This window comes from Vitiosangium sp. GDMCC 1.1324, assembly GCF_003044305.1.
Classification (GTDB): domain Bacteria; phylum Myxococcota; class Myxococcia; order Myxococcales; family Myxococcaceae; genus Archangium.
Map to the genome: position 1 here is coordinate 303,251 of NZ_PZOX01000016.1, position 16,425 is coordinate 319,675.

Annotated in this window: 16 protein-coding genes and 2 pseudogenes; 9 read left to right on the forward strand and 9 right to left on the reverse strand. The window is 65.9% G+C overall.

Annotated elements, in window-relative coordinates; genetic code table 11:
- Window positions 1–10: 10 nt before the first annotated feature.
- On the reverse strand, window positions 11–352 hold the full coding sequence (locus tag DAT35_RS38020; protein WP_108074166.1) for a hypothetical protein: 342 nt from the start codon (window positions 350–352) through the stop codon (window positions 11–13).
- Entirely contained in the window at window positions 349–741 is a 393-nt protein-coding gene (locus tag DAT35_RS38025) for a hypothetical protein (protein ID WP_158502078.1), read from the reverse strand. The genes DAT35_RS38020 and DAT35_RS38025 overlap by 4 nt, the downstream gene beginning before the upstream one ends.
- Before the next feature lie 32 nt (window positions 742–773).
- On the opposite strand from DAT35_RS38025, the pseudogene DAT35_RS38030 reads away from it, so the two are divergent.
- A pseudogene (locus DAT35_RS38030) lies at window positions 774–995 on the forward strand (2-phospho-L-lactate transferase CofD family protein); the annotation flags it as partial.
- Window positions 996–1,049: 54 nt separating this feature from the next.
- On the opposite strand, the gene DAT35_RS38035 reads toward DAT35_RS38030, so the two are convergent.
- Entirely contained in the window at window positions 1,050–2,465 is a 1,416-nt protein-coding gene (locus DAT35_RS38035) for an NAD(P)/FAD-dependent oxidoreductase (protein WP_146210065.1), read from the reverse strand.
- 185 nt (window positions 2,466–2,650) lie between these two features.
- Here DAT35_RS38035 and DAT35_RS62500 point away from each other — a divergent pair.
- The 4 genes and pseudogenes from DAT35_RS62500 to DAT35_RS60160 all read left to right on the forward strand — a co-directional run.
- A pseudogene (locus DAT35_RS62500) lies at window positions 2,651–2,773 on the forward strand (hypothetical protein); the annotation flags it as partial.
- A gap of 22 nt (window positions 2,774–2,795) precedes the next feature.
- A complete protein-coding gene (locus DAT35_RS61245) occupies window positions 2,796–2,957 on the forward strand; it encodes a hypothetical protein (RefSeq protein ID WP_233261959.1) in 162 nt (53 codons plus the stop codon).
- A 121-nt stretch (window positions 2,958–3,078) separates the two neighbouring features.
- Window positions 3,079–4,674 carry a hypothetical protein gene (locus DAT35_RS58440; RefSeq protein ID WP_146210066.1) on the forward strand — a complete coding sequence of 532 codons (1,596 nt, stop codon included), beginning with the start codon at window positions 3,079–3,081 and terminating at the stop codon, window positions 4,672–4,674.
- A gap of 311 nt (window positions 4,675–4,985) precedes the next feature.
- Window positions 4,986–5,138, forward strand: a complete 153-nt coding sequence (locus DAT35_RS60160; RefSeq protein WP_199243120.1) for a hypothetical protein — start codon at window positions 4,986–4,988, stop codon at window positions 5,136–5,138.
- On the opposite strand, the gene DAT35_RS38050 is transcribed toward DAT35_RS60160, so the two are convergent.
- Window positions 5,135–5,950 carry a YwiC-like family protein gene (locus tag DAT35_RS38050; RefSeq protein ID WP_108074171.1) on the reverse strand — a complete coding sequence of 272 codons (816 nt, stop codon included), beginning with the start codon at window positions 5,948–5,950 and terminating at the stop codon, window positions 5,135–5,137. The genes DAT35_RS60160 and DAT35_RS38050 overlap by 4 nt on opposite strands.
- A gap of 264 nt (window positions 5,951–6,214) precedes the next feature.
- On the opposite strand from DAT35_RS38050, the gene DAT35_RS38055 reads away from it, so the two are divergent.
- Together DAT35_RS38055 and DAT35_RS38060 are read left to right on the forward strand one after the other, a co-directional pair.
- Window positions 6,215–6,565: a TraR/DksA family transcriptional regulator gene (locus tag DAT35_RS38055; RefSeq protein WP_233261960.1), complete on the forward strand. Its 351-nt coding sequence runs from the start codon at window positions 6,215–6,217 to the stop codon at window positions 6,563–6,565.
- A 320-nt stretch (window positions 6,566–6,885) separates the two neighbouring features.
- Entirely contained in the window at window positions 6,886–7,209 is a 324-nt protein-coding gene (locus tag DAT35_RS38060; RefSeq protein WP_146210067.1) for a hypothetical protein, read from the forward strand.
- Between the two features lie 237 nt (window positions 7,210–7,446).
- Here the strand turns inward: DAT35_RS38060 and DAT35_RS38065 are convergent, their stop codons facing one another.
- Genes DAT35_RS38065 through DAT35_RS38075 form a run of 3 tightly spaced genes read right to left on the reverse strand, consistent with a single transcriptional unit; the run spans window position 7,447 to window position 11,528 of the window.
- Complete coding sequence (locus DAT35_RS38065) at window positions 7,447–9,396, reverse strand: ELWxxDGT repeat protein (protein WP_108074173.1); 1,950 nt, start codon at window positions 9,394–9,396, stop codon at window positions 7,447–7,449.
- Between the two features lie 12 nt (window positions 9,397–9,408).
- Window positions 9,409–10,260: a hypothetical protein gene (locus DAT35_RS38070; protein ID WP_108074174.1), complete on the reverse strand. Its 852-nt coding sequence runs from the start codon at window positions 10,258–10,260 to the stop codon at window positions 9,409–9,411.
- Entirely contained in the window at window positions 10,257–11,528 is a 1,272-nt protein-coding gene (locus DAT35_RS38075) for a multiheme c-type cytochrome (protein WP_158502079.1), read from the reverse strand. The genes DAT35_RS38070 and DAT35_RS38075 overlap by 4 nt, the downstream gene beginning before the upstream one ends.
- Before the next feature lie 489 nt (window positions 11,529–12,017).
- On the opposite strand from DAT35_RS38075, the gene DAT35_RS38080 reads away from it, so the two are divergent.
- Window positions 12,018–13,223 (forward strand): RICIN domain-containing protein, encoded by a 1,206-nt coding sequence (locus tag DAT35_RS38080; protein ID WP_108074176.1) that lies wholly within the window; start codon window positions 12,018–12,020, stop codon window positions 13,221–13,223.
- A 411-nt stretch (window positions 13,224–13,634) separates the two neighbouring features.
- On the opposite strand, the gene DAT35_RS38085 is transcribed toward DAT35_RS38080, so the two are convergent.
- Window positions 13,635–13,970, reverse strand: coding sequence for a putative quinol monooxygenase (locus DAT35_RS38085; RefSeq protein WP_108074177.1), 336 nt, complete (start codon window positions 13,968–13,970; stop codon window positions 13,635–13,637).
- Window positions 13,971–14,301: 331 nt separating this feature from the next.
- Here DAT35_RS38085 and DAT35_RS61250 point away from each other — a divergent pair, with 331 nt between their 5' ends.
- Window positions 14,302–14,541 (forward strand): zinc-binding dehydrogenase, encoded by a 240-nt coding sequence (locus DAT35_RS61250; RefSeq protein ID WP_233261961.1) that lies wholly within the window; start codon window positions 14,302–14,304, stop codon window positions 14,539–14,541.
- A 22-nt stretch (window positions 14,542–14,563) separates the two neighbouring features.
- Here DAT35_RS61250 and DAT35_RS38095 read toward each other — a convergent pair whose 3' ends face one another.
- Window positions 14,564–16,210 carry a methyl-accepting chemotaxis protein gene (locus DAT35_RS38095; RefSeq protein WP_108074178.1) on the reverse strand — a complete coding sequence of 549 codons (1,647 nt, stop codon included), beginning with the start codon at window positions 16,208–16,210 and terminating at the stop codon, window positions 14,564–14,566.
- Between the last annotated feature and the right edge of the window lie 215 nt (window positions 16,211–16,425).

Below are 16,425 nucleotides of genomic sequence, written 5' to 3' on the forward strand. Positions count from 1 at the left end.
TTCGCGGCAATCAGTAGCGCAAAGACGGAGGAGAAATAACAACGATCCCGCGAATTGTCATCACATCTGAGCGGTGGTCATCGATCTGTCCGTGGTGCTCATTCTGGTCCCATCCGCGCGCGTTCAGGATTGCCTGCGCGCCTCGTCCCCAGCGCATGCCGCTCAGCTTGAGGCGCTGCGACACCAGCGTCTTGCAGGCGGCCTCGACGACGCCCGAGCCGATCGGCGGCCCGCGCTTCTTGAGCGCCGCATCGTTCATGCGGTGGCGATGCTTGCGGAAGTACGCCGCGCATTTACGAATCTCGGCGCGTTGCGGAAACTTCTTTCGCAAATACTCGAGCGCACGGATCACGCGCGTGACGCCGTCTTCCTCATCGCGCAGGTAGTCGCGGAGCTTCTCGAAGCGGTGCCGCGCTTGCCGTGTCGACGGGCATAGGCATCCGCGAGCGCAAGGTTGAGGTGTTCGGTGGCATGAAAGAAGTCGAGCACCTCCTCACCGCCGGGCAGCTCCCCGGCCAAGAAAGTCCAGTTGTCGTCGATCCCCTCAGCGACCTTCGCCAAAGCATAAGAGGAATGGGGGCCCTGTTGAGGGGGAGGGAGGGTGCCCAGGGGCCGAGGAGCGGGGTCGTCTTCGCCGGCGGAGTTGTTTCCGCCGCCGCCGCCGAGCTGCTCGGCGCTGCCATAGCAGGCGACCGCGCCCGCGCAGAGAAGCAGGAGGCTCACATGGCGTGGAGAATTCATGCCCCCACTACGCGCCAGGCCGAAAAAACTTTCCTCCCTCGCCGCCTCCGGTGGACGGGCTGATCGACGCCATCTGCACCGCGGATCTCATCGCCATCGGGCCGGGCTCGCTGTACTCGAGCGTGATGCCCAACCTGCTGGTGGACGGGGTGGCCCAGTCGCTGTGCGAGACGCGAGCGCGGAAGGTGATGGTGGCCAACCTGATGACGCAGCCGGGCGAGACGGACGGCATGGACTGCCTGGACCACGCGCGCACCGGGCTATAGGCGAGGGCCCGTCCAGCGGGAGCCACAACGGGAGCCACCCGCTCAGGCCGCCTGCTCCCGGGCGGCGGCGGGGGCGAAGGGCGGCTCCGGCTTGCGCTCCAGGTCGGCGGCCGTGGGCCTGGAGGTGAGGGTCTTCAGGATCAGCCGAGGGGAGAAGAGGGCCGCGGGCGACTCGAGCATGTGCATCACCCGCACGAAGGTGCGCAGCGCCTCCTCGTCGTGGCTCGCGAGCTGCTGGAACCGGTCGCCGTACCAGCTCGTCAGGCCGAACGCGGGGGGCCGCTTGCCCTCCACCTCGGGGAAGCGCAGGTCTCCGCTCGTCGCCATGGACCAGGGCACCGCCAGCAACTGGCCCACCTGCTGCCGGTAGCGCTGGGACAGTCCGCCCAGCCCCTGGCGCACGCACCCACCCAGCGCCTGGGCCTGCAGCGCGCCCGTGGTCATTCCCTGGCCGTAGATGGGGTTGAAGGAGCAGAACGCATCCCCCACGGGTGCCAGCCCTTCTGGGAAGCGCGGCATGCGCTCGTAGTGGCGCCGCTGGTTGTGCGAGAAGCGGAAGACGTTGATGGGGCCGAGCGGCTCGGCGTGCTCGAGGACCTCGTGGATATGAGGCTGGCTCAGGCTCCGGGTGAACTCGACATAGCCGGCATCGTCCAGGGGCGGTTGCGTGCCCAGCCAGCCAGCGATGGACACGAGCAGATGGCCGTTCTCGATCTGCTGGATGACCGCCCCCTGTCGCTCCCTGGGGAACTCGGGCGCGATGTTCATCATCTTCCAGTCGGCCGAGAAGCCCGGAGGCGCCCGGAACAGCCGGCTGGCGTAGACCACGTCGACGTGGATGTGCGTCTCCTCCACGCGGGGGTAGCCCAGGGCCTCCAGCCACTGGGGCGTGCGCGAGCCGCGGCCACTGGCGTCCACCACCAGCTCCGCCTCGAGTGACTCCTCCTGGCCGCCCCCGGGAGCCTGGAGCTGGACGCCCGTGACGCGGGCCTTGTCCGCGCTCGTCAGGAAGCCCGTCACCTCGCGGCCATCCAGGACGCGCACGTTGGGGAGGGCATGGAGACGCTGGCGGAGCACCCACTCGAGCAGCAGCCGGCTCTGCGAGTAGAAGTAGATGCCGGACTGGATGCGTGGGCGCCAGAGGCCGCCCATGCACCAGGCAAAGTCCCCGGTCATGTCCATGAAGATGGAGCCGGCGGCCTTCAAATCCTCCTGGAAGCCGGGGAAGACCTCGCACAGGACGTTCATGCCGCGCGTGAGCAGGCCGTGGACGTGTGAGGCCTGGGGGGCGCCCTTGCGGGGATGGGGCGCGTTCTCGAAGCGATCGCGCTCCACCAGGGTGACGCGCTCGAAGTGGCGGGACAGCACGCCCGCGGCGCTCAATCCGGCCGTGCTGCCACCGTAGACGATGGCGTGCCTGCCGGCGGACGTGGAGGGGAGGGGAGTCGCAGTGCTCATGGGGATCTCGGTGTCGCGGATGAGGACCCGGAGCGTAGGCGACAAGCCGCCCGAACGTCGAACAGCCGACAGCTCTCCCCCAAGCGGGGGCAGAGCCGAAGCCGCAAGAGGAGAGCGTGGCGCCTGAGGCAGCCGAGTTCATCATCTCGGATGACGGCAGCCGCGACGAGGACGCACGCCGTTACGTGGAGCTGGTGGAGGCAGGTCTGGCGCGCTTCTCCGAGGCGGGCGTTCCTCACCGGCTCCGGTGCGTTCGAGCCCCCCGGAACCAGGGGAAGGGGGCAGCCATCCGCCGCGCATGGAGCAACACCTCCGCGGGGACGGACTGGCTTGCGTTCCTCGATGCGGATGGCGCCGTGCCGGGCCGCGAGTTCTGGCGCCTGGGTGCAGATGCTGTCCGAGCCCGCCCCGTTCGATGTCCTGGCGGCCTCTCGCGTGAAGATGGCCGGGCGGAGCATCGACCAGAAGCTGTTCCGCCACATAGAAAAATGAATTTCCAATTTCTCAAGTTGAGGTGGAATAAATAGTTTTTTTAATCAGTCCCCGCGAATGCTAAATTAAAAACCTGCTTCATAAGTGATGAGGCTGTTTTCTTGGTTTTTGGGAGATCGAAATGAAATTCATATTTTCGCTGACTATTTTGTTAATAGCACTTTCACCAGAAGCAAAAAGCGCAGGCCTACCGACTGCACCCATTCGCGCGGTTGCACTCAAGATGGCTTCTGATAATCAAAGCCTTGATCGCAGAGCTCTTCTTCGACAAAAGCTAAGTGCGGTCACGGCCAACCTTGGTTCCACAAACGTGGATCTGGTGGTCGTTCCTGAATATACTTTTTATTCGGGTTACGTAAAAGATCCCATTCGTATTATCGCCGACGGTTCATTTTACAAAGTCGTTTCAATCGGCACTTTGAAAAGTGACGAAATCGTCGCTGCGGTTCACGAGACAACCCAGTGGGCGTTTGAAAACAATATCAACGTTATACTGGGCACCGTGGCCGATCAAGTAACCATGGCCGATGATCCAACTTTGCCAAAAGATATTGTTTTTAACACTCAGCTGATCATCGATAATCTAGGGCGCATCATTGGATTCAAGCGTAAAGCAACAGAATGGAATACGTCGCTAGACTACATGTATTCGCCGATGTATCCATGGGTTTTGCCAATCAAACAAAAAGCTTTGCAGTCCGTGCGCGCTTTTGCATTGAGGACTCAATCAGGTGCCGATTTCGTTGTGCTTCCAGTTATCTGTGATGAACGCTCGGATGTTGATATGTTGAATAAAGCCTCCGATTTAAATGCCGATCTGATTGTTTTGTCAGAGCGTGATGGAAGCCGTGCGTATGAGGACATCATGGCTAAAATTCAATCAGGTATAACTGGACTTGATCTTGGCGAAAGCTGGCCGATTCGTATTCGCGATACGTTTATTAAAAATTTCGTGGTCGATCGAAATGCCGTTAAGCCGGGTGGATGGGTTATTTCTTCCGACAGTGCTTACACGACCCAAGGTGCAATAATCGAATTGAATGTCCCGCACAAGCAGCTTCCGTTTTTAATTGTGACGAATGACTACGTCTATTCACATATTCAATTTGCAGATCGTCCAGAAGCGACAAGCGTAAGCCCTGTCATCTCGGCTATATCACATAGCCCAAGTGCGGTGACCTATCCAACTCAGCCGACTTTGAATTTAACTTCGTCTGATCCAGATAATGCTCCGTTGGCTAAAAATGTTCGTTGGTTGAAAATTGCCGGAGCCGGCACCGCAACATTTGATACGACAGCAACAACAGGCTCAACATCAACGACGCCGGTCGGTTTTTCTGCTCCAGGTCCTTATGTTTTACGCGCTCAGGTTTCAGATGGAATGACCGAAGTTATTAAAGATTATCCGATACTGATCGATGATCCGGACTTGAGCGTGAACAAAGCTCCAGCGGTGAGCGCAGGGGTTGCGATCACTGCGACGTATCCGAACACAGTCACTCTGCAGGGTGTTGCTATCGATGACAACCGACCGCGGGCTGGATACCTCTCACTGCAGTGGTCAAGCCCTTACAATCAATCCGCTGTCAGTTTTTCAAATACGTCAACAGCGGTGACGACTGTTAAACCCAATCAAAAAGGAACTTTTACTTTGCGTTTAACGGCTTCAGATTCGGCTTTGACGGGCACCAGTTACGTGACGGTGACCTGGCAATAGCGCCGGCTTTGAGAGTGCATCCGTCCATGTGAACGCGGCCGGCTGGTCAAACCGGAGGTTTGCCTTCGGCAAAACGTGGCCACCCGGTCAAAAAGAATTGGGGACGGTCTTCTTCGCCCGCACTTTTAGGTTTCCCATCCAGCTGACGGGTGGAGCCGAGCAGTGCGCCAGGCCGGTGGACAGGCCGTGCAGCTCCCATTGGGCACACGCCTGCTCAGGCTGCGCGCCCCGCCGGGGCGAGGCAGAGGGCTTGGGCCTGTGGGCAACTGCGGCCCGGCACTCAACACCACACCCCGCGAGGCGAGGGCAAGGTGCACGTCGTCTACCACTTCACCGTGGAGCCCGGCGGCTCGATTCCAGGCTTCCTCGCGGGCCTCGGCCAGAAGGACGCGGTGATGGACACCCTCCGCGCGGTGGAGCGCCGGGCGCAGTGGCTCGCCTCGCAACGGGCCTCGGCGCGCTAGGCGGAGAGCCCCACCCCGAGCAGCACCAGCGTGAGCGTGCCGGCCAGGCCCAGCGTCCAGCCGATGGCGTGCAGTTTCCGGGGCGAGGGCAGGGCCACGCACAACCCGAGCGCCACGAGCCCCACGGGCAGCAGCGCCGCCACGCGCAGCGGGGGCAGGCCGGACTCGAGTGCCCAGACGACGGCGGTGATGAGCACGGCGGAGATGAGGACGGCGCCCGTGCACCGCAGTTGCTCGCGGTTGGCGCGGGGCCGGTGGCTGGCGATGACGGTGCGCACGGCGAGCGTGGCCAGCCCGAAGGACAGCCCGTAGGTGCCCCAGAGCGTCAGCGCGGTGGTCGCCGGCAGGCCCCCGGCCATGGCGACGGGCACCGCCCACGCCCCGAGCGCGAGCACAGCGAGCACCTCCCCGGAGAGCGAGCGCTCCTGGCGGTTCCACGCGAGCAGCAGCACCTCGCCCCCGAGGATGAGGGGCAGCGCGAGGAAGGGCCGGGCCTCGGACGGCAGCGAGGCGGCTCCCAGGGCGAAGCACAGCGCGCCCAGTGCGCCCACCCCCAGTCCCCACGCGCGGGCCCGGCCCCCATCGCGCTCCTCGCGGCGGGCGCCCCGGTGACCGAGCAGCAGGAGCAGCGGCTCGTGGGCGAGCAGGCTGGCGATCGCGGCCCCGGAGAGCCAGAGCGCGCTGGCGGGAGCGCCGGCGGCGAAGAGGGCGGTGGCCAGGGGCAGGCCGAGCTGGAAGTACGTGCCGTGCTCGCGGGGGAGGAGCCCCTGCGCGAGCGAGCTGGGCGCGGGGTGGGTGGAGAGAGAGGACATGGGCCAGGACCTCGAGCGACGGTGGGCGGGCACCGGTGGAGATGCCCGGCGTGACTCGGAGCAAGGGCCATTCCAGTACGAGTGGGGGAGGGGAGGCAGGCCCGGAGCGCAAGGGGTGCACAGGGACCCGGGGCGGCCCGCAAAGCTTGCGTGCGGAATGCAGGATTTCAGGAGCGGAGGAACGAGGCACGGTTCCTGAAATGGGGAGGCACGCCATGAGCGGCGGGTTCGTGCGGCGCGCCGTGGAGGAAGCGGGGAAGCATCATGATGGGCACGTGGGAGAACGAAGCGCGGGAGGCGTTGCTGCAGCGGCGGAGCAGCCTGCGAGGCGTGCTGCGCGCCAACGTGACCGAGGCCGAGGGGTTGAGGCGTGGGAGCGGGAGGGAGCCAGACCCCGTGGACGAGGCGTCGGAGGGGAGCGCGGAGGCGGTGCTGGAGCAACTGTCGGAGCGGGAGCGGCGGGAGCTGAGGGACATCGACGACGCGCTGGTGCGCATCGAGCAGGGGCGGTTCGGGCACTGCGCGAGGTGCGGAGGGGCGATCGGCCGGCACCGGCTGCGGGCCATTCCCGAGGCGCGTCACTGCATGGCGTGCAGCGCGCAGGTGCGGGGCTGAGACCCGAGCCGCTCGGGATTCACTGCGTCAATCATCCCTCGCCCGCCGGGAGAGGAACGGGGTGAGGGTAGGGGAGGACCCGGGTTCCGATCAGTGACTCACGGGACCGGGCGCAGTGCGCGCCAGTGTAGAGCAGCTGGCACTGATGCGTCGACATACGAACGCATCCGTCCACCGTTGAGCCAATGGCAATTCACCGTACTTGCGCCATTTTCCTCCACCATACAGGAGAGCCGTTTCGGCGGAACGCCGCGCGGAGCGGTACGCTTCGGTTGCCCGAGAGCGGATACTCCTGCAATCCGGGAATGGGAGAAATGAGGATGGCTGACGACAATCAAGGTCGTGAGGTATCGATGACCGATTTGCTCAAGACGATACTCACCGACTCTGCCCTCACCCCGGAGCAAAAGAAGAGCCTGGTTGACGAGGTCCGTAAGAATTCGCCGGCCCTTTCGGATCGTTGGCTGTACCGATGGGTGATCTGGTTTCTCGGCATCACTGTGGTCCTGGCCGTCATCTGCCTGGCCATCCTTGCTGGCATGGGCAAAGAGATTCCGCAGGGATTGGTCGCCCTGGGTTCCGCGGCAGCGGGCGGACTGGCCGGACTGCTCACGCCCTCCCCGAGAGCAAAACAGAATGAGTAGGGGGGTCATGCTCGAATCCTGGCTTGTGAGGCGAAGCCCCTCGAGTTCTGCCAGGGTCGGCTCGCCCGCTACAAGCAGCCGCGCTCCGTGCGCTTCCTCGATAGCATGGGTGCGCACCCGTGCTGGCAAGGTGGACCGGCGCTCGCTCGCGGCCAGCCACGGGACTCCGGATTGAGGCGACGGTAGAACGGACCCCCTCCCCGCGCGGGGAGGGGGCTCGCCGTGGTGCTCAGGTGCTCACGCCCGGCGCCGACGCAAGGGGCCGGCGAGGAGGAGCAGACTCCACAGCGCGAGGGTTCCCCCCGAGAGCGAGGTGCAACCGCAGCCCGTGTTCGGGGCCGGGCCCTCCACCGTCACCGTGAAGGTGCAGGTGGCGGTGTTTCCGGCCGCGTCGGTGGCGGTGGCGGTGACGGAGGTAGTGCCCACGGGGAAGGTGCTGCCCGGGGCCTGGCTGTAGGTGGGCGTCACGCTCGTTCCATCATCCGTGGCGGTCGCGGTGAAGGTGGCGGGAGCGCCCGAGTCGTCGGTGGCCATCACCGTCACCGGGTCGGGGCAGGTGAGCCTCGGTGGCGTGGTGTCCAGACTGGAGATGCGTACCACCCACAGCTCCTGGCCCGTGGTCCCATCGTTGGCCCGGAAGAGGAGCGAATCACCGAGCAGCGCGAAGCCACTCGGGGACGAGGAGGCGGCACCGGGAGCGATGTCCTGGATGCGCACCGTGCCCGCGCTGGTGCCGTCAGACTGCCACAACTCCATGCCCGAGTTGCCGTCCGTCGCGGCGAACACCACCACGTTGTCCTGGGGAAGGGGGAAGAGCGACTGCAGCAGGCTGGACGTCGCGCCCCTTCCCGGTCGGATGTCCTTCACGAGCACGGTGCCTTCGGCGGTGCCGTCGCTCTTCCACAGTTCTCGGCCCTCGGTCGCGGTGACCGCCGAGAACAAGAGCTGGTGGCCGACCACGGTCATGCGCGAAATCGTCGAGCCGGTGAGCCCCGGGGCGATGTCCTTGACGAGGGTGGTGCCGGCGCTCGTGCCATCCGACCTCCACAGCTCAGAGCCCGCGACTCCATCCGTGGCCACGAAGTACAGCACCCCGTCGAGCACGGTGTAGTTCCACGAGTTCGAACCCTTGCTTCCCGGCCAGATGTCCTTGATGAGCACGGTGCCTTCGGCGGTGCCATCGCTCTTCCACAGCTCGAAGCCGGAGATGCCATCCCGCGCGGAGAAGAAGAGCGTGTTGCCCACCGCGATGAACGAGCTTCCGAGGAAGGAGGACGAAGCCCCGGTCTGGATGTCCTTGACGAGCACGGTGCCCTCGGTGGTGCCATCCGTCTTCCAGAGCTCGCGGCCCGTGGTGCTTTGAATGGCGGAGAAGAAGAGCGTGTCGCCGACGACCGTGAGCCTCGTCGGGGACGAGTTTCCCGGCCCGATGTCCTTGACGAGCACGGTGCCCGCGGCGGTGCCATCCGTCTTCCACAGTTCGACGCCGGTGCTGCCATCGTTGGCCACGAAGAACATGGCGCCCTTGAAGAGGACCAGCTCGGTCGGAGCCGAGCCGTCGGGACCCGGACGCAGATCCTTGACGAGCACGGTGCCGGCGGAGGTGCCATCCGTCTTCCACAGCTCGACTCCGGTGCTGCCATCGTCGGCCGTGAAGAACACGGTGCTTTCGAGCAGGGTGAGTCGACTGGGAGCCGAGCCGTCGGGACCCGGACGCAGATCCTTGACGAGCACGGTGCCAGCGGTGGTGCCGTCCGTCTTCCAGAGCTCGACGCCGGTGTTGCCATCGTCGGCCGAGAAGAATGCGTTCCCGTTGAGGGTCACGATGGGCCCGGGGGTCGAGTCCGAGCTGGGAAGCCGGAGGTCCTCGATGAGGGCGGTTCCCGTGGCGGTGCCATCGCTCTTCCAGGGCTCGCGGCCCGTCGTTCCCTCGGCGACGAAGAGGAGTCTCCCGTTGAGGTCCCGCAGCGAGGTGGGGGCCGAGCTGGTCGTTTCCGGCGAGATGTCCAGGAGGAGCGAGGTGCCCGCGGCGGTGCCGTCGCTCTTCCACGGCTCGGTGCCGGTGGCGCTGGTCGTGGCCGCGAAGTAGACCGTGCCCCTCACGCCGCCTCCGAGGTCTACCGCATCGATGACGTCCAGGTGCAGTGAGGCCGGACGGGCCGGGGCACGCCATCCATCCGTGCGCACGAGCTGCGGTGCTCAGGTGCTCGCGGTGCGCCTCGTGCCCTGCCCCGCGTCGAGGACGTCGGGGACGGAGCTGCGCAGCAGACCCCAAACGCCGATGGCCGCGAGCAGGGCGATGTCCGCGAAGAGCATGGGGGCGAACACAGGCGCGCCGTAGACGAACCGGTCTCGCAGCAGCACGCCGGGGTGGTGCAGGTCCGCGCGCAGATGCAGCCCGAGGCCCAGCACCCCCACCGCCGCCTGCACCGCCATCACCACGAGGGAGAGCCGCAGGAAGCCGCGCGTCGGGCGCAGCAGTGCCACCAGGAGGAAGCTGGTGCCGAAAGCGGCCGTCACCACGGGTATCCACTCGGCCACGGAGAAGAAGCCGTTCTGCGCGTGGTCGAGCAGGGACAGTCCGAGGTTGCCCACGTTGCCGGCCAGCGCGAGCAGTAGTACCCAGGGCGCCCACGCGGGACCGGCCGGGTCCTCCATGAGATTGAGCAGCACGAGCAGCCCCAGCCCCACGTACGAGAGCGGGGCGACGAAGGGTGCGGTGTACACGAGGTCGTGCATCGTCTGGCGCTCGAAGAAGGCGCTGTGCAGGTGCAGCACCATGCCGGCCACGCCCACGGCGACGGAGCCCAGCGCCACGAGCACCTCCACGGCGCGGGTGCGCGCGTGCAGCCGCTCGGAGAAGAGCCCGGGCAGGAGCAGCAGCGGCGCCACCAGCGAGAAGACGATGGGCAGCCACTCCACGCGCCGGGCGAAGTCATTGGCCGAGTGCGCGAGCAGGATGTCCGCGCCGAGGGCGCCCAGGTTGCCCACGGCGAACATGCGCGCCGCGAGGAAGGGTGTCACGGTGGTGAGCCGCTCCCGGAGCGTCATGGCTTCGTGGCTCCCGCCTTCGAAGGCCCGGAAGCGCCCTTGCCCGCGTTGGCGCGCAGCTCCCCGGCCATGCTGTCCAGCTCGTTGCGCAGCCGCGCCAGCTCGTAGTTGCCATGCCATTGCACGAAGTCGGCGCCGCCCATGAAGGCGGCGTGCTTGGTGGTGCGGCCGAAGTAGTGCCAGAGGTCGAATTCGACGAACTTGATGGGTTGGTCGAAGGGCTTGTTATCGAGCAGCCCCTCCTTGCGCAGCGCGGCCGTCACGGCCTGCGCGGCCTGCACCTTCTCGTTGGTGGCCTGCAGCACGCGCTCGGCGTTGGCGTAGAAGTTCTCCACCTGGGTGTGCGCGTGGCACTTGAGGCACACCTCCTTCATCTGCTGCTCGCCCGCGTTGCCCTCGGGGCGGCGCGTGGAGACGGGCGCGAAGAGGAACCAGGAGAGGCGCTCGCCCGGGTTGTGCGTCACCTTCAGTCCCTCGAGGCCGCTCATGTGGCAGGTGGAGCAGGTGGGCGCGGGCATGTCCCCCGTCGTCAGGCGCTTGGGGTCCGCGCTCAGGTTGAAGCTCTGATGCTGCGCCGTGAAGATGACGCCGTGCTTGGACTCCTCGTAGATTTCGATCTGCGAGTGGTCCGGTCCCATGTGGCACTGGCCGCAGGTGCGCGGCTCGCGCGCGAGCTCCACGGACGTCGAGTGCCGCGCGTGGCACTGGGTGCAGGTGCCGAACGAGCCGTCCGCATTGGGCTTGCCGATGTTGTGGCATGCATCGCATCCGCCAATCATCGCCGCCTCGCCCTCCATCACGCCCACGGGGTGGGCTGGGCGTTTGATCCACCCGGGATGGAAGCGCTCGCCCAGCTCTATCTGCTCCGGCGAGAAGCCCTCCGTGCCGCGCACCGCCGCCCACGAGGGACCCGCGTGCCGGCTGCGCGCATACTGCTCGTACTCGGTGCTGTGGCACTGGGCGCAGTTCTTCGAGGTGAGCCCCTTGGCCAGCGTGAAGCCGCGGTGGTCCATGGACTGCTGGCCCTCGGCGGGCTTGTGACAGTCCAGACAGGTGACGCCCTTGACCGCGTGCTTGCTGCGCTCGAACTGGTGGACGATCGCCGACGTCTCCCGCGCGTGGCACTCGGCGCATTTGCCCGAGGCGCGCACGAGGTCAGCGCTGGGCTGCGCCGTCTCCACCGCCGGGCGGCGGGCGTTGACCAGCAGCGCGGCGACGACGATGGCCGTGCCCAGGAACACGGCGATGAACACGGACTTGAAACTCACGGACGGCATAGAACTCCTGCGCTCGGAACGGATGCTCGTGGCTCAAACTGCTCTTCCAGATTCATCGATGCTGCCGCAAGGCAAGGGCCCCACCGACCGCGAAGGCAGGGCGGTGCCCACCGGCCGACACGCGTGCGCGCCGGGGTGTCCACGAAGCAACAGCACCCAGCACTGGCTGCATAGGCTTTCCTTCGAGACCTCTTCCCACGAAACACGGAGGCGTGGCCTATGGCGCGGAGGGCTCGCGCGTTCCCCCAAGCGGGGGTAGAGCCGAAGCCGCAAGAGGGCTGCTTCCCTGCGTACAGCACGAACCCATCGACGGGCATGGGCGTCTGGTGAGCGGCGTCACCATGGTGGCAACAGTTGTCACCATGGCGGAGCCTCACTAGACAGCTAAAGCATTGAAATCTGGTCTCTCTGAAAGATGAACAGGTTGGCACGCGGAATGCTCTAGGGGACGCCAACTTCCCTGACCCCAAGGAGGATCTGATGTCCCGAATGAGCATGCTGCGCTGTGTGTCGTTGTTGGGTGTGATTGGACTGGGCGGATGTGCCGCCGACGAGTGGGAGGCCCAGGAGCCACTCTCCCAGTTGGAGAGCGCCGCCATCGTGTCGAGCCTCTCCGAGGGCGACTACGTCATTCGCTCCGTCATGACGGGCAAGTGCGTCGACGTCGCCTCCTCCAGCACCGCCGATGGCGCCAAGGTCCAGCAGTGGGATTGCAATGGCACCAACGCCCAGAAGTTCCACATCTCCCCCACCTCCGATGGCTTCTGGAAGATCATCAACGTCAACAGTGGCAAGGGGCTGGACATCAAAGAGGTGAGCACCGCCCAGAACGCCGAATTCCACCAGTGGTCGTACGTGGGCGGCGCCAACCAGCAGTTCCAGTTCATCGCCCGCGGTAACAACCAGTTCAGCATCCACCCGCGCCACACGGGCATGGCCATGGACCTGTACTGGGGTTCCGCCAACAACGGCACCATCTACGTGCAGTACCCGTACGAGGGCCGCGCCAACCAGCTCTTCACCCTGGATAAGGTGGGCGGCACGACGCCGCCTCCCACGGGCACGGGCCTGGCCGCCATCTTGAGCGAGGCCACCTTCAACTCCATGTTCCCCGGCCGCAACGGCTTCTATAGCTACTCGGCGCTGGTGGCCGCGGCCAATACCTTCCCCGCCTTCGCCACCACGGGCAACACCGACACGCGCAAGCGCGAGGTCGCGGCCTTCCTGGCCAACGTGTCGCACGAGACAAGCGGGCTCGTGTACATTGAGGAGATCAACAAGAACGTCATGTGCGACACGAGCTGGGGCCCCCCGGGCTGTGGCTGCGCGGCGGGCAAGTGGTACTACGGCCGTGGCCCCATCCAGCTATCGTGGAACGGCAACTACTGCGCGGCGGGCAACGCGCTGGGCGTCAACCTCAAGGATGACCCGGATCTCGTGGCGCGCAATGCGACCATCGCCTGGCGCACGGGCCTGTGGTTCTGGATGACTCAGACGGGCGCGGGCACCATGACGGCGCACAACGCCATGGTGAACAACCAGGGCTTTGGCGAGACCATCCGCACCATCAACGGTGCGCTGGAGTGCGGCGGCAGGAACCCCGGCCAGGTACAGAGCCGCGTGAACAACTACCTCAACTTCACGGGCAGGCTCGGCGTGAGCGCCGGCACCAACACCGGCTGCTAGAGTGGAAGTGAGCTCCCGGAAACGCGGGCCAACGATCCGCGTGACTGCGGTGCGTCTGACGAGGTAACGCCTCGAACTGAGAAGGACTCGAGGCGTTGCAGGGGCTCCCCCAAGCAGGAGCGGAGGGGGAAAGCGAGGCACCAGAGGCAGCGGTGAGGAAAGAGCCGAAGAACCTCGAGCAGTCACGGTGCCCCAGAAGCCCACGCCCCTGCAGCCTCCCCCTGGGGGCCACCTGAGCCGGCGTGTGCCCAATGGGGCTGCACCGCGTGCAGAGAACCCAGTGGCGTAGGTTTCCTAAACCGCAGGCCGCTGGTTCGATTCCAGCCGGGGCCACTCGCCCTGCTTCCCAAGCCCCCGGAAGCAGGGCGTTTTTCTGCGCAGTAGTGGTAGGTTGAGGCCGCTCGGGCGACGTCACAACGGCATATTGACCGCAATTCCCTCGCGGCCGGAAATCCACTCGCGCAAGTACTGGTTGAGCGCCCCGTAGAATGACACCGACACCAGATCAGCCACCGCAAAGAGTTCGCGGAGCAGTGAATCCACATGGTTGTTATGCGTTTCGGCCGCGTCAGCGTCGACGTACTCCTCAATTATCGAATAATGACCGGGCCTCTTCGTGACGAACCACTGGTAGCGCAACGTTCCCGGCTCGGTCGCAGCAGCGGATGCCAATGCCCGCGCCACCCGCAGGAACTCTGCCTCCCCGTCGGTTCGTGCTCTGAACTCACATATCACCAGAAGACTCATACGATTCTCCTACGCAGGCCGCGCTTTGAAGGTCGGTTTTCGTCGTACCACTCGGCAGGCGAGAAGTCGTTTAATAACCTGCTGCGCGCCGCGATGGCGAACAGGAAATCTCGCCCGCTTCGAGCCCCAGGGCGGCACTGGCTCCCCCAAGCAGGAGAGGAGGGGGAGAGCGAGGCACTAGAGGCAGCGGACAGGAAAGAGCCGAAGAAGGCGCGGATACCAAGAGGGGACTGGGACTGGGCGAAGCTGTTGAGCAGGACTGGGTGTCGCAGGTGAAGGACGCCACGCGGGGCAAGGGCGTGGACGTGGTGGGCGCATCCCCGAGGTGAAGGTGAACCGGCTGCTGTTCAAGAAGGTGGACGTGGTGGGCGTGGCCTGGGGCGCGTTCGTCATGCAGGAGCCCCAGCTCACGGCGGAGATCGCCAAGGCGTTGGCGACGCTCGCGGACAAGGGCTTCGTCGAGCCGGTGGTGGGCCCGGTGTTCCCGCTGGAGCAGGTGGCCCAGGCCCTGCGCGAGCTGGACTCGCGCAAGGCCACCGGCAAGGTCGTGCTGCGCGTGCGCGAGGGCTGAAGCGCGCGAGGGCCGCCGCTGCTCACGTCCCGAGGGCTGTCTTTCCTTCCCGGCGCATCCCTCCAGGCGCGAGGGGCGGGTGCCCGCTCCTCGGGAGCGGGGCTCTCGGAGATGGCGTGGGCTCCTCTCCGGCCAGGCGGAAGTAGGTGACGAGCTGCTGGAGCGCTTCGGCCTGGGCGGCCAGCTCCTCCGCGGTGGAGGCCAGCTCCTCCGCGGCCGAGGCGGTGCGCTGTGTCACCTGGTCCACGTCCACCATTGCCTTGTTCATCTGCTCCACACCGGTGGCCTGCTCGGCCGAGGCGGCCACCACCTCCTGCACCAGCTCCGCCGTCGTGCGGATGGAGGGCACCATCTCCGCCAGCAGCTGTCCCGAGCGCGTGGCCACCTTCACGCTGTGGGTGGCCAGCCCGCTGATCTCCTGCGCCGCGAGCCGGCTGCGCTCGGCCAGCTTGCGCACCTCGGTGGCAACGACAGCGAAGCCCCTCCCGTGCTCGCCGGCGCGAGCCGCCTCGATGGCCGCGTTGAGCGCCAGCAGGTTCGTCTGGTAGGCGATCTCCTCGATGATGGAGACCTTCTGCGCGATGAAGGTCATCGCCTCCACGGTCTCCGTCACCGCCCGGCCGCTCTCCTCGGCGTCCCGAACGCGCTGCGCGGCCATCCGGGCGATCTCCCGACCGTGCTCCCGGTTCTGGGTGATGGTGAGCGCCATCTTGTCCAGGCCGAGGGAGATCTCCCCCACGCGGAGCGCCTGCTCGTTGGTCCCCTGCGACAGGCTCTGCGAGGAGGCGGACACCTGGGACGAGGCCGAAGCGAGCGCGCCGGCCCCCTCGCGTAGCTCGCCGAGCACCTGGTCGAGCCGCTGCACCATGCGCTGCATCGCCCGGAGGATCTGCCCTGGCTCATCTTCATCGCGCGCCTCGATGCGCACCGTGAGGTCGCCCGTGGCGATGCGGTCGGCCACCGTCACCGCTCCCGCCAGTGGCCGCGAGATGATGCGCGCGAGGAACAGGCACACCACCACGCTCAACAGGGCGCGCACCACCTGCACGGCGATGCTCCCCTTGCGTGCCGCCTCATAGGTGCGGGTCATGTGCGCCGCCGCCGCGTTCGAGCCCTCGCGGTGGGTGGCGAGAACCTCCTCCAGCTCGTCCTTGAGCGTGTTGTAGGCCGTGCTCAGCGGGCCGGACAGCCGCGCCCGGGCCTCTTCGTTCCGCCCCTCGCGTATCCCCTGCATGAGCTGCTGGTGCTCACGCACATAGAGCTCCCACCCTTCCTTGAAGCTTCCGAAGGTCTTCCGCTCGCTCTCGGAGCCCAGGCGTGACTCGTACTGGGCGATTCCCTCCTGGACCTCCCGGAGCTCCCGCTCCAGGTCCCGCTCGGCCTTGGCCATCTGCTCGGGCGTGGAGGCCAGGACCCGCTCGAGCTGGAAGAGCCGGAACTCCGCGGTGTCGGAGTTGATGTCCGCGAGCAGCGCGACGCTCGGCAGCCAGTCCTCGGTGATTTCCAGGGCGCTCGCGTGCATCTTGTCCAACTCCTTCACGGCGAAGGAATTGATGATGAGCGTGATGACGGTGAGGCCCAGGACGACGGTCAGGAGCTTCGAGGCAATCTTCAGGTTGTAGAACCAGGTCATGGACTTGGCGCCGGGACGCAGGAGCCAGGACCGCACTCCGATTCCGGGCCCCCCCGAGTCGGATGGAGTCGCGCGAGGCGGACCCTCCGTCCCCGCCGCTTCCTTCAGCGTGGCGGCAATGGGCCCTGCCTTGGAAGTTGGGGGGGGCCGCGAAACGTAGCCTGGTGAACAGCCTCTAGCACTTCAGGCCCGGCTCCGCTCGCGAGTCCGCTCGGGCATGTTCGTGGGTGGCTCCGGACGTGGAGCGACAC